Genomic DNA, 11,192 nt, shown 5'->3' on the forward strand with positions numbered 1-11,192 from the left:
TCCGGCGTGGGTTCGATCGGTGAAACCGTCACCCTGTACGGCGACTACACCCTGGCCGACGGCCTGACCAACATCGAAGCCTATGTTGCCAACAACAACAACGAAGGCAACGAAACCGACAACGCGTTCGGCGTCGGCGTCAACTACGACCTGGGCGGTGCCCGTCTGGGTGCGTCGCTGCAGCGCGGCTACCAGGAGCAGATCACGGCCGACATGGGCGTGCGCTTCAACTTCTGATCCTTCCGATCGGCAGCAAAAGCGAAAGAGCGGGCCTTGCGCCCGCTCTTTTCTTTTTGTCATCTGTGGTCATGGGACTGGATGACATCAATCGCCGCATCAGGGCAGCAGAACAGGCCGCCGGTCGTAAAGCCGGCAGCGTCACGTTGATCGCGGTCAGCAAGGTGCAGCCGCCTGAACGGGTGGAGGCCGTGCTGAAGGCGGGCCACACCGTCTTTGGCGAAAATTATGTGCAGGAAACGCAGGCCAAGTGGCCTGACTGGCGGACACGGTTTCCCGGTGTCGCGGTCCACATGATCGGGCCGGTGCAGTCGAACAAGGCGCGGGCTGCGGTGCAGCTGTTCGATGCGATCCACACGCTGGACCGCATGACGCTGGCACGGAAACTGGCCCAGCAGATCGACGAACAAGGCCGCAGACCGGACCTGTTCGTGCAGGTCAACACCGGTGACGAACCGCAAAAGGCCGGGATCCTGGCTGACGAGCTGCCGGTCTTCCTGTCCTCCTGCGCAGATTTGGGTTTGCAGCCGCAGGGCCTGATGTGCATCCCCCCCGAGGGAGAAGACGCCGTCCCGCATTTCGACCTCCTGCGCCGGCTGGCGCAGGATCATGGGCTGTCCGGCCTTTCGATGGGGATGAGTGCAGATTTCGAGATGGCCATCGCCCATGGCGCGACCCATGTCCGCGTCGGCTCGGCAATCTTCGGCGCCCGAAACTACGGCTGAACCGTCGAGGCCTTGAACCGCATCGCCGCCGGCACGATCACCCGTGTGCCCGGCGCCGCATGCCGCGCGATCCAGATCAGGTGCGGGCGGGCAAAGGCAATGCAGCCTTCGGTCCCGAATCCCGGGCGGCGCCACTGGTGCAGAAAGATCGCCGACCCTGCACCCGGAACAGCATCCGGCCAGTTCCAGTCTGTTGTCAGGATCAGGTCATACAGCGGGTCGGCCCGACGCAACCGTTCGTGATTGGCCTGCAGCGGCGCGCGGGCATGGTGGTTATAGGCCGGATGACCCGGGTCATCGCACCACAGATCCCCCGGCCCGATGGGCTGCGCCCAAGGCGCAGGACAGGCCAGCCGGTCCGGCCGGTACCACAGCCCGGTGATCCGGTGAACGCCCGCGGGCGTGGCCCTGTCGCCCTCCCGCTTGGTGGGGCTGACGCCGCTCTTGCCGATGCTGCAGGGAAAGGTCCTCCCCCGGAACCACAATCCGCCGGGAATCAGGACCATGTCGAACGGGCTCACAGCAGGTGGCCTGACTTTGCCGCCTTGGTGTCGAGATAGCCGGTGTTGTGGCGGTTGCGCGGGACGATCAGGGGCACGCGCTCGGCCACGGCAATGCCCTGGCCTTCCATCATCGCCACCTTGCGCGGGTTGTTCGTCATCAGCCGCACGCCGGCAAAGCCGAGGCGCCGCAGCAGCGCCGCACCGATGCGAAAGTCGCGCTCGTCATCCTCGAAGCCAAGGCGATGATTGGCCTCGACCGTGTCGAAACCCTGATTCTGCAGGTCATAGGCGCGCATCTTGTTGGCCAGCCCGATCCCCCGTCCTTCCTGGTTCAGGTAGAGCAGGACCCCTGCCCCCGCCTGCCCCATGGCGGCAAGCGCAGCATTCAGCTGCGGGCCGCAGTCGCATTTGAGACTGCCCAGAACATCGCCCGTGAAACAGGCCGAGTGCAGGCGCGCCAAAACGGGCGCATCGCGGGGTGGATCACCAATCTCGACAGCGCAATGCTCCTCGGCACCATTGTCAGGGCGAAAGATGTGCAGCCGCGACCGCTCGGCTGCCAGCAGGGGAAGACGGGCTGCGGCCACGGGGGCCATGGCAGCTTCGGCTGCCAGCTGCACCAGCGCGGGGGCCGTCTGCAGGCGCGTCAGACCAACAGGCGCTTCTGCCCGGACCAGCAGCATCGCTGGCAGCAACTGGGCGGATTTGGCCAGCGCCAGGGCGACACGGTGATCCCGGGCGTCACCCTCCCGTTCCGTCATCAACGGACCCTTCATCGGGGTCATCAGGTCGCCCGAAGGGTCGGCTAGCGCCCGCAGCCAAGCCAGATCGGCATCGGCCGACAGGACCACGCGCGCCAGTTCGCCGTCATAGGCACGGGCCTTCAGCGTTTCGGCCCGCCGACCCGTCAGGGCCAGGACAGGGCGTCCAAGGGCCTGCAGGTCAGCCAGACGTGCAGGCGACAATGTCTCGACCGCGGCCACCAGATGATCGCCCACGGCAACGGGCAGGCCCATGCGCAGGTCGGCGCGCGCGCGGGAAATGGTTTCGGCAAGGGTCGGGATCAGGCTCATCGGGCCACGCTTTGTTGAAACAGTCTGAAACATAGCGCGGAAAACCGACAACTCCATGTGAGATTTTCATCATGTGGCTGGACGCACCGCGCAGGCATCCCCACTCATTGCCTCAAGCGAGCCAAAGGAGGCAACATGCCCGGATTGAAAAAAATTCTGCTGGTCGATGACGAGGAAGACCTGCGCGAAGCCTTGGCCGAACAGCTGGTGGCGACCGATGATTTCGACGTGACCGAGGCCGGCAGCGGCGCCGAAGCTGTCGAGGCCACCAAGAACGCGATCTTCGATCTGGTGGTGCTGGACGTGGGCCTGCCTGACACCGACGGTCGGGAATTGTGCAAGAAGCTGCGCAAGCTGAACGTGAAATGCCCCATCGTCATGCTGACGGGCCATGACACAGATGCCGACACGATCCTGGGCCTGGATGCCGGTGCGAATGATTACGTGACCAAGCCGTTCAAGTTCCCGGTGCTGCTGGCCCGGCTGCGTGCCCAGCTGCGGACGCATGAACAGTCCGAGGACGCGATCTTCCAGTTGGGGCCTTACACGTTCAAGCCGTCGATGAAGATGCTGATCGACCAGAAGGACCGCAAGATCCGCCTGACGGAAAAGGAAACCAACATCCTCAAGTTCCTGTACCGCGCGCAGGACGGCATCGTGGCCCGCGACGTGCTTTTGCACGAGGTTTGGGGATACAACGCCGGCGTCACGACACATACGCTCGAAACCCACATCTATCGCCTGCGCCAGAAGATCGAGCCCGATCCCTCGAACGCGCGTCTTCTGGTCACCGAATCGGGCGGCTATCGCCTGGTTGCCTGAGATGTGAGCGACCGGTTTCCGCAACGCCAAATTCTGCGGGAACCGGGTCGCCCCGGCGACGTTATGCCCCCGAAGCCCAGTGGTCGGCGGATACGGCCACACCCCCTCCCTCTCTGATGCCTCGGCGCGCCCCTCCGCGCCGGGGCTTTTTTCTGGTCAGCCGCGACCGTGCGGAGCGGTCCAGTCGATCTCCGGACCCACCGGGATGATGCGGTGGGGGTTGATCATGTCATGGCTGAAGTAATAGTGCCGGATGTAATGATCCGGATGCACAGTCCCGGCGACATCGGGCCATTGATACAACTCGCGCGCCCAGCCCCACAGATTGGGATAATCGACAATCCGACGCCGGTTGCACTTGAAATGCGTGTGATAGACCGGGTCAAAGCGCAGAACCGTCGTAAACAGGCGCCAGTCGGCCTCGGTGATCCGGTCGCCGGCCAGATAACGGTGATCGGCCAGAAGCCCCTCGATCCAGTCCAGGCTGTCGAACAACGGCACGACCGCCTTGTCATAGGCCCCCTGCGAGGTGGCAAAGCCCGCCTTGTAGACGCCGTTGTTGACGGTGTCGTAAATGCGTCCGTTCACGGCCTCGATCCGATTGTGCAGGTCGGCGGGCCAGTAATCGTCGCGGTTTCCGGTGATGCCGTCGAAGGCCGCGTTGAACATCCGGATGATGTCGGCACTTTCGTTCGACACGATCTGCCCAGTTTCACGGTCCCAAAGGACCGGCACCGTCACCCGGCCCGACGCGTCCGGGACGGCCTTCAGATACACGTCGCGGAGAAAGTCGAAGCCGAACTGCCGGTCTCCCGTCGCGCCTTCGAAGTCGGTACGGAATTCCCACCCGTCCTTCAGCATCTCGGGATGCACGACCGAAACCTCGATGTGGTCCTCCAGCCCCTTCAGCGCCCGAAAGATCATCGTGCGATGCGCCCAGGGACAGGCATGGCTGACATACAGGTGATAGCGTCCGCTTTCCGCCCTGAAGCCCCCCGCACCGGTGGGACCGGCGCTGCCGTCGGCGGTCACCCAGTTGCGGAACCTGGATGTGTCACGTTTGAATTCCCCGCCGGTGCTGTCGGTATCGTACCATTCGTCCCTCCAGACGCCGTTGACCAGTTGACCCATCGCCTCTCCTTTCGCGTTCTGGCGAGGGAACGGGCGTGGCGGCGCCTTGTTCCGGACCTTATCCGATGGCTTGGTCGCGGGTCTCGGCCTTCACCAGCAGCAGGGCGACCAAAGCCAGCAGCAACAGCACCGCAAAGCTGCCGATGGCCAACCCGAAGCCGCGGGCAAAGACCACGGCCAGAAGGCTGGGCGCCAGGATGCCGCCAAGGCGGGCCACCGCACTGGCCGTTCCCATGCCGGTGCCGCGCAGATGCGTCGGGTAAAGCTCGGGCGTGAAGGCATAAAGCGCACCCCAGGTGCCCAGCAGGGCGAAGCTCATCACCATCAGGGCCGTGGCGACCAGAACCGGCCCGCTGGCCAGGGCAAACAGCCCGCATCCCGCCGCGCTGAGCGCCAGAAAACCGGCCAGCGTCGGGCGGCGGCCCACCGCCTCGACCCCCCAAGCCGCCAGCGCATAACCCGGCACCTGCGCCAGCGCCAAGACCACTAGAAAGCCATAGCCGCGCACAAAACCGAAGCCCTCGGTCGCCAGTTGTCCCGGAACCCAGACAAAGACGCCGTAATAAGACAACGAAACCAGGAACCAGACCGCCAGCACGCCCAGCGTCGCGCGGCGCAGCGGCGCGGCCAGAATGGACTGGGCGCCGCCCGCAGGCAGGGGCGCGGGCTTCAGATGCGCTTGGGCGGGCAGCGGCGCAGCCCCGTTTACTCGCAGGACATGGTCGATGACGGCACGCGCCTCGGCTTGGCGGCCCTTGCGGACCAGATACATCGGCGATTCGGGAATCCAGAAGCGCAGGAAAAAGCCGATCAGCGCCGGCAGCGCTGCCACAAGAAAGATCCAGCGCCAAGGGGCCTCGGCCCCGAAGGATGCGGCAGCCCAGGCCGTCAGTGCCACGACGATGGTGCCCACGGCCCAGAACCCTTCCAGCCAGACCAGCCAGCGCCCGCGGTTCCTGGGCGGCAGGAACTCGGCCATCATCGCGTAATCGACGGGCAGCGTGCCGCCCACCGCCACCCCCGTCAGGAACCGCAGGATCAGCAGCCAGGTGAAATCCCCCGCCATGACAGAGGCGAGGCCAAAGACCGCGTCCATCGCGACTGTCCCGATCAGCACCCATTTGCGCCCGATCCGGTCCGCCACGCGCCCGAAGAGAAAGGCGCCCGCGAACATGCCCAGAAAGAACACGGTGCCGATCTGCAGCGCGGTCACCCGCTCCAGTCCAAAACTGGCCGCGACCGAAGGCGCGGCAAAGCCCACGGCGATCACCTGCATGGCATCGGCCGCCCAGACTAGGCCGAAGATCCCCAGCAACCGCCACTGGAAGCGGCCGGTCCCGCCCTGCGTCAGCGCCTCGTCGATGGTCAGCTTCATCCTGTTCCTCCGCCCCATTTTCCTTTCCATAGCGTGCATGGATCATATGGCAAGCCTGCGCCTCGACACCCCATCGCCGCGCCGCTAGGGTCCGCCTCCGAAGGAGTCTGCCCATGTTCACCATCGCCACCTGGAACATCAACTCGGTCCGCCTGCGCGAAAGCTTGGTCGCTCGCCTTCTGACCGAGGAATCGCCCGACGTCCTGTGTCTGCAGGAATGCAAGTCGCCCGTGGACAAGATCCCGCTGACCGCGTTTCGCGACCTGGGCTACCACCACATCGTCGCCCGGGGGCAAAAGGGGTATAACGGCGTCGCGATCCTGTCGCGCCTGCCGCTGGAGGATGCGGGCGACCGCGATTATGCCCAGCTGGGGCATGCCCGCCATGTCGCGGCACGGCTGGAAAACGGTGTCGTGATCCACAACATGTACGTTCCCGCCGGCGGCGACGTCCCCGACCGCACCGTGAACGAGAAATTCGGGCAAAAGCTGGATTTCGTGGCCGAGATGCGCGACGTCTTCCACGCCGACCGGCCCGAGCGTTCGATCCTGGTCGGCGACCTGAACATCGCCCCACGCGAGGACGATGTCTGGTCGCACAAGCAGATGCTCAAGATCATCAGCCACACCCCCACCGAGGTCGAGCACCTGCTGGCCGCGCAGGATGCCGGACACTGGGTGGACGTCACGCGGCAGGACATCCCGTCGGGGCTTCTCTACAGCTGGTGGAGTTATCGCGCCAAGGACTGGCACATGGCCGACAAGGGCCGCCGCCTGGATCACATCTGGGCCACCGCCGACATTGCCAACGCCGCGCATGGCAGCCGGATCCTGCGCCCATGCCGGGGCTGGGAAGGACCCAGCGACCATGTTCCGGTTCTGGCTAGCTTTGATCTGTGACCGCAACGACCCTTCCGCTTGGGGCAACGACGCCCCATATTGGGGCCAACGATTTTTGACCGAACAACCGGGGACGACATGAGCATGCTTTTCGATGGGGCCTCTGCGCCGAAGACCGACGATTTCATCAAGGACGTGTCCGAAGCGACCTTCATGGCCGATGTGGTCGAGGCCTCGATGGAGGTGCCGGTCATCGTGGATTTCTGGGCACCGTGGTGCGGGCCCTGCAAGACGCTTGGCCCCGCGCTCGAGGCCGAGGTGGCACGGCACAAGGGCCGCGTGCGGATGGCCAAGGTCGACGTGGACCAGAACCAGATGATCGCCAGTCAGCTGCGCGTGCAGTCGATCCCCACCGTTTATGCGTTTTTCAAGGGGCAGCCCGTTGACGCCTTTCAGGGTGCGCTGCCGCAAAGCCAGATCAAGCAGTTCGTGGACAAGCTGGTTGCCATGGGGGGGGATGACGGAGGGCTTGCCGATGCCATCGCGGCTGCCGACCAGATGATCGAGGACGGCGAGGCCGCCGACGCGATCGAGACATTCACCGCCGTCATCGGCGAGATGCCCGACAGCCCCGAGGCCTGGGGCGGATTGATCCGCGCGCATCTGGCGGCGGGCGACCATGCCGCGGCGGCTTCGACGCTCCAGCAGGTGCCGGGTCCCGTGGCACAGTCCGGCCCGGTGGAGGCCGCGCGCGCCCAGTTGCAACTGGCCCAGCAGGCCAGCAGCGCGGGACCGCTGGATGACCTTCAGGCCCGGGTCGAGGCTGATCCCGCCGATCAGCAGGCGCGGCTGGAATATGCGCAGGCGCTTCATGCCGCTGGACGTCTCGAGGATGCCATCGACATCCTGCTGGACAGCTTCCGCCGCGACCGGGACTGGAACGAAGGCGCGGCCAAGGCCCAGCTGATCACCATCTTCGACAGCCTCAAGCCCAATGATCCGATCGGTCAGAAGAGCCGCCGCCGGTTGTCCTCGCTGATCTTTGCCTGATCCGATGGTTCTGCGATTCGACCTGCCTGACCGCATCGCGCTGTTCCCGCTGCCGGGTGCGGTGCTGATGCCCCGCTCGCGCATGCCCCTGCACATCTTCGAACCAAGGTATCTGCAGATGCTGGAAGACACGCTGAAGACCAGCCATCGCCTGATCGGGATGATCCAGCCTGATGCCGATGGCCTGTCGGCCATCGGTTGCGCGGGTCGGGTCGTGGCCTTTTCGGAAGGCGAGGACGGGCGCATGATGATCTCGCTGGGCGCGATCTCGCGGTTCAGGCTGCGTGACGTGAACGACAGCTTTGCGCCTTATCTGCAGGGGGACGTCGACTGGTCGTCCTTTGCCCGGGACCGGGCGGGCCCCGAGCACGACCCCGGCCTTGACCGCAAGACGCTCTTTGCCCTCTTGTCGCGTTTCATGGAGGCGCAGGAACTGTCGACCGACTGGGACGCCGCGGGACAGGCCGAAGATGAACTGCTGATCAATTCGCTGTCGATGATGCTGCCCTTTTCCTCGGGCGATAAACAGGCGCTGCTGGAGTCACCCACACTGTCCGACCGGCGGGAACTGCTGGTCGGACTGATCGAATTCGCGCTGCATGGCGGCGAGAACGAGGAGCGACTGCAATGACGGATCCCCCCGCGCCGACCTTTGACCGCCACATGCTGGAAGCGCTGGTCTGCCCCGTGACCCACACCACCCTCAGCTATGACGCCGCGCGGCAGGAGCTTGTGTCCCGTGCCGCGGGCCTGGCCTTTCCCATCCGGTCCGGCATTCCGATCATGCTGATCGACGAAGCACGCCAGATCAAGGCTGATGACTAGGGACCCGCGCCCTTCTGCGATTCCCCTGGTCAATGCCCGGCGCCTTGGACCGGCAGTTCTGCCTGTCTGGGCGCGTACGCTGGTCATCCTGTGCTGCGTCATCGAGGCATGCCTCCTGCTGGCAGACCTGCTTGGATATCCGGTGGCGCGACAAGCGGCCCTGATGTTGGGCGGGTTCTGGTCGATGCTGTTCTGGGATGGGCCGGGCCTTTATCCGGCGCAGCGGGTTGCCATGTTCATCAGCTATGGCCTGCTGCACGCGAACCTGCTGCATCTGGCGATGAACATGATCTCGTTGGCGGCCGTCGCCCGGGAACTGAACCGGATGGTGGGCGCGGGACGCATGGCGGCGACCTACCTGGCCAGCCAGATTGGCGGCGCCATTCTTTTTGCGGTGATGCAGCCGCAGGCAGGGCCGATGATCGGCGCGTCGGGTGCGGTCTTTGGGCTGGCAGGGGCGCTGGTCGGTTACGCGGGCATCACGCTCCGGCGTCGGCGCAAGCCGATGACACCGCTGATCCGGGCCGTCGCCCTGATTCTGGGCCTCAATATCGCCCTGACGCTCTTGATGCCGGCCATTGCCTGGGAGGCGCATCTGGGCGGTGCCGTTGTCGGCCTGTTGATGGGGCTGGGCTTTGCCTTGAGCCGCCCCGCTCGCTGATCCCGTCTACGGCCGCCTGTCAGAGCGTCGATGGCGCCTGCACGTCAGGAGCTTCCCCTTGGTCAGGCACAGGATTCTCGGCCTCGGAGGATGTCTGCTCCGCTGAAGCGGTGTTGTCGCCAGCGAGGTCCTCCGGCTCCTCGACACCCTCGGCCGCCAGGAGACGGCGCAGGGCCGGCCGAAAGCTGTCCGCCGAGGCCCATGCTAGACTGGCCGCGTCCTGCTCCGGCGCCTGCGTCAGATGCTCTGCCACCAAACGGTGCGCAATCCCATAGCCGGTCCATTTGCGCATCTTGCCGCGCCCCAGGAACCATTCGTCAAAGCCAAAGTCGCGGCGGGCCCATAAGAGGCTTGCTTGGCGCAGGGTTCCCGTGCCGGGGCGCGTCGCATCCCAAGGATCAGACACTCCGCCCAGCACCTGCAGAACGAAGTGCCCAGCCAAGCCTTCGCTGACCATCGCCTCACCCAGGGATCGGCCATAGCCGGGCCCTTCCCATCGCACCAGATGATGCAATTCATGCACAAGGGTGCGCCGCAGGTGGTCGGAAGAGAACTTTTCAGGCGTCAGGGTGATCTCGATCACACCGGGGCCAGGGGCATATCCAGTCATGCCCCAGTCCGGGATGACCGCGTCCCCCGCCCGCACCAGCAGGTCGAAACGCGGCACATCCACATGCTGCGCGGTCAGCGCCACCGCCTCCCGCGCCGTGGCGCGGAGTTCGGCCATGGTGCCGGTCAGCGCATTGCGCGCGTTCAGCAGATGCAGATGCCAGATTGTCATGATCAGGATATATCCCCGCGGAAACACCTGCGCCAGAACGTGCCGGCACAGGCTGCTTGGCCGTTCTCAGACCTCGGGCACCAGCACTTCGCGCTTGCCCACATGGTTGGCCGAGGACACGACCCCCTGATCCTCCATCTGCTCGACCAGGCGGGCCGCCTTGTTATAGCCAATGGCCAGCTTGCGCTGGATATAGCTGGTCGAACATTTGCGGTCCTTGGCCACAATCATGACCGCCTGATCATAAAGTGCATCATCACCGTTGTCGCCGCCGCCCAGGCCCAGGACGGCATCGATGTCGTCGGCCTTGTCATCCTCGACCCCTTCGACGACGCCCGATTTATAGCTCGGCGGTCCAAAGGACTTGAGGTGGTTGACGATCTCCTCGACCTCCTCGTCGCTGACAAAGGGACCGTGGATGCGGGTGATCCGTGCGCCATTGCCCATGTACAGCATGTCGCCCTGTCCCAGCAGCTGCTCGGCCCCCTGCTCGCCCAGGATGGTGCGGCTGTCGATCTTGGATGTGACCTGAAAGCTGACCCGCGTCGGAAAGTTCGCCTTGATCGTGCCGGTGATGACATCGACCGAAGGGCGCTGCGTGGCCATGATCAGGTGGATGCCCGAAGCCCGTGCCATCTGCGCCAGGCGCTGGATGCAGGCTTCGATCTCCTTGCCCGCGACCATCATCAGGTCGGCCATCTCGTCCACCACGACGACGATATAAGGGAAGGTCTCGGGCTGGAACTCTTCCGTCTCGAAGATCGGTTCTCCGGTATCCTCGTCAAAGCCGGTCTGGACGGTGCGCTTGAACATCTCGCCCTTGCGCAGCGCCTCGCCCACCCGACCATTATAGCCCTCGATGTTGCGGACGCCCATCTTGGACATCTTGCGATACCGGTCCTCCATCTCGCCCACGACCCATTTCAGCGCCACGACGGCCTTCTTGGGGTCGGTGACGACGGGGGACAACAGATGCGGAATGCCGTCGTAAACCGACAATTCCAGCATCTTGGGGTCGATCATGATCAGCCGGCATTCGTCGGGCGTCAGCTTGTAGAGCAGGCTCAGGATCATCGTGTTGATCGCCACGGATTTGCCCGAGCCGGTGGTGCCCGCGATCAGCAGGTGGGGCATCTTGGCCAGGTTCGCCACGACCGGATCGCCGCCGAT

Annotated in this window: 13 protein-coding genes and 1 pseudogene; 8 read left to right on the forward strand and 6 right to left on the reverse strand. The window is 64.8% G+C overall.

All coding sequences use genetic code 11. From position 1 onward, the window contains the following. Both ACLHHB_RS07690 and ACLHHB_RS07695 read left to right on the forward strand, forming a co-directional pair. Nucleotides 1-237, forward strand: a pseudogene (locus ACLHHB_RS07690) (porin); the annotation flags it as partial. Nucleotides 238-308: 71 nt separating this feature from the next. Further along, nucleotides 309-962: a YggS family pyridoxal phosphate-dependent enzyme gene (locus ACLHHB_RS07695; RefSeq protein ID WP_410217686.1), complete on the forward strand. Its 654-nt coding sequence runs from the start codon at nt 309-311 to the stop codon at nt 960-962. Here ACLHHB_RS07695 and ACLHHB_RS07700 read toward each other — a convergent pair. Together ACLHHB_RS07700 and ribA are read right to left on the reverse strand one after the other, a co-directional pair. Beyond that, nucleotides 953-1,483 (reverse strand): L,D-transpeptidase, encoded by a 531-nt coding sequence (locus ACLHHB_RS07700; protein ID WP_410217687.1) that lies wholly within the window; start codon nt 1,481-1,483, stop codon nt 953-955. The genes ACLHHB_RS07695 and ACLHHB_RS07700 overlap by 10 nt on opposite strands. Continuing rightward, nucleotides 1,480-2,538, reverse strand: a complete 1,059-nt coding sequence (gene ribA, locus ACLHHB_RS07705) for a GTP cyclohydrolase II (RefSeq protein WP_410217688.1) — start codon at nt 2,536-2,538, stop codon at nt 1,480-1,482. The genes ACLHHB_RS07700 and ribA overlap by 4 nt, the downstream gene beginning before the upstream one ends. Before the next feature lie 135 nt (nt 2,539-2,673). Here ribA and ACLHHB_RS07710 point away from each other — a divergent pair, with 135 nt between their 5' ends. Next, complete coding sequence (locus tag ACLHHB_RS07710) at nt 2,674-3,360, forward strand: response regulator transcription factor (RefSeq protein WP_410217689.1); 687 nt, start codon at nt 2,674-2,676, stop codon at nt 3,358-3,360. A 156-nt stretch (nt 3,361-3,516) separates the two neighbouring features. On the opposite strand, the gene ACLHHB_RS07715 is transcribed toward ACLHHB_RS07710, so the two are convergent. Continuing rightward, nucleotides 3,517-4,491 (reverse strand): glutathione S-transferase family protein, encoded by a 975-nt coding sequence (locus tag ACLHHB_RS07715; protein WP_410217690.1) that lies wholly within the window; start codon nt 4,489-4,491, stop codon nt 3,517-3,519. 58 nt (nt 4,492-4,549) lie between these two features. Next, on the reverse strand, nt 4,550-5,866 hold the full coding sequence (locus tag ACLHHB_RS07720) for an MFS transporter (protein WP_410217691.1): 1,317 nt from the start codon (nt 5,864-5,866) through the stop codon (nt 4,550-4,552). Nucleotides 5,867-5,979: 113 nt separating this feature from the next. Here ACLHHB_RS07720 and ACLHHB_RS07725 point away from each other — a divergent pair, with 113 nt between their 5' ends. The 5 genes from ACLHHB_RS07725 (at nt 5,980) to ACLHHB_RS07745 (ending at nt 9,241) form a co-directional block, all read left to right on the forward strand. Beyond that, nucleotides 5,980-6,765 (forward strand): exodeoxyribonuclease III, encoded by a 786-nt coding sequence (locus ACLHHB_RS07725; protein ID WP_410217692.1) that lies wholly within the window; start codon nt 5,980-5,982, stop codon nt 6,763-6,765. A gap of 84 nt (nt 6,766-6,849) precedes the next feature. After that, on the forward strand, nt 6,850-7,755 hold the full coding sequence (trxA, locus tag ACLHHB_RS07730) for a thioredoxin (RefSeq protein ID WP_410217698.1): 906 nt from the start codon (nt 6,850-6,852) through the stop codon (nt 7,753-7,755). A gap of 4 nt (nt 7,756-7,759) precedes the next feature. Continuing rightward, entirely contained in the window at nt 7,760-8,386 is a 627-nt protein-coding gene (locus tag ACLHHB_RS07735; RefSeq protein WP_410217693.1) for an LON peptidase substrate-binding domain-containing protein, read from the forward strand. Continuing rightward, the gene (locus ACLHHB_RS07740) at nt 8,383-8,580 is read left to right on the forward strand and encodes a Trm112 family protein (RefSeq protein ID WP_410217694.1); all 198 of its coding nucleotides are present in this window, start codon (nt 8,383-8,385) and stop codon (nt 8,578-8,580) included. Before ACLHHB_RS07735 ends, ACLHHB_RS07740 begins: the two co-directional genes overlap by 4 nt. After that, the gene (locus ACLHHB_RS07745; protein ID WP_410217695.1) at nt 8,573-9,241 is read left to right on the forward strand and encodes a rhomboid family intramembrane serine protease; all 669 of its coding nucleotides are present in this window, start codon (nt 8,573-8,575) and stop codon (nt 9,239-9,241) included. Before ACLHHB_RS07740 ends, ACLHHB_RS07745 begins: the two co-directional genes overlap by 8 nt. 19 nt (nt 9,242-9,260) lie before the next feature. Here the strand turns inward: ACLHHB_RS07745 and ACLHHB_RS07750 are convergent, their stop codons facing one another. Beyond that, on the reverse strand, nt 9,261-10,022 hold the full coding sequence (locus ACLHHB_RS07750; protein WP_410217696.1) for a DUF2268 domain-containing putative Zn-dependent protease: 762 nt from the start codon (nt 10,020-10,022) through the stop codon (nt 9,261-9,263). A gap of 66 nt (nt 10,023-10,088) precedes the next feature. Next, nucleotides 10,089-11,192: DNA translocase FtsK (locus tag ACLHHB_RS07755; RefSeq protein WP_410217697.1), on the reverse strand; the 1,104-nt coding region annotated here is incomplete at its 5' end.

It is taken from the genome of Paracoccus sp. (in: a-proteobacteria), assembly GCF_046462195.1.
Lineage (GTDB): Bacteria > Pseudomonadota > Alphaproteobacteria > Rhodobacterales > Rhodobacteraceae > Paracoccus.

Bases quoted from the DNA above. Each gene is read 5' to 3' on its own strand.
- ACLHHB_RS07740 (WP_410217694.1), top strand. From the start codon at position 8,383: ATGACGGATCCCCCCGCGCCGACCTTTGACCGCCACATGCTGGAAGCG.
- ACLHHB_RS07745 (WP_410217695.1), top strand. From the start codon at position 8,573: ATGACTAGGGACCCGCGCCCTTCTGCGATTCCCCTGGTCAATGCCCGG.
- ACLHHB_RS07735 (WP_410217693.1), top strand. From the start codon at position 7,760: ATGGTTCTGCGATTCGACCTGCCTGACCGCATCGCGCTGTTCCCGCTG.
- ACLHHB_RS07720 (WP_410217691.1), bottom strand. From the start codon at position 5,866: ATGAAGCTGACCATCGACGAGGCGCTGACGCAGGGCGGGACCGGCCGC.
- trxA (WP_410217698.1), top strand. From the start codon at position 6,850: ATGCTTTTCGATGGGGCCTCTGCGCCGAAGACCGACGATTTCATCAAG.
- ACLHHB_RS07725 (WP_410217692.1), top strand. From the start codon at position 5,980: ATGTTCACCATCGCCACCTGGAACATCAACTCGGTCCGCCTGCGCGAA.
- ACLHHB_RS07715 (WP_410217690.1), bottom strand. From the start codon at position 4,491: ATGGGTCAACTGGTCAACGGCGTCTGGAGGGACGAATGGTACGATACC.
- ACLHHB_RS07695 (WP_410217686.1), top strand. From the start codon at position 309: ATGGGACTGGATGACATCAATCGCCGCATCAGGGCAGCAGAACAGGCC.
- ACLHHB_RS07750 (WP_410217696.1), bottom strand. From the start codon at position 10,022: ATGACAATCTGGCATCTGCATCTGCTGAACGCGCGCAATGCGCTGACC.
- ACLHHB_RS07710 (WP_410217689.1), top strand. From the start codon at position 2,674: ATGCCCGGATTGAAAAAAATTCTGCTGGTCGATGACGAGGAAGACCTG.
- ribA (WP_410217688.1), bottom strand. From the start codon at position 2,538: ATGAGCCTGATCCCGACCCTTGCCGAAACCATTTCCCGCGCGCGCGCC.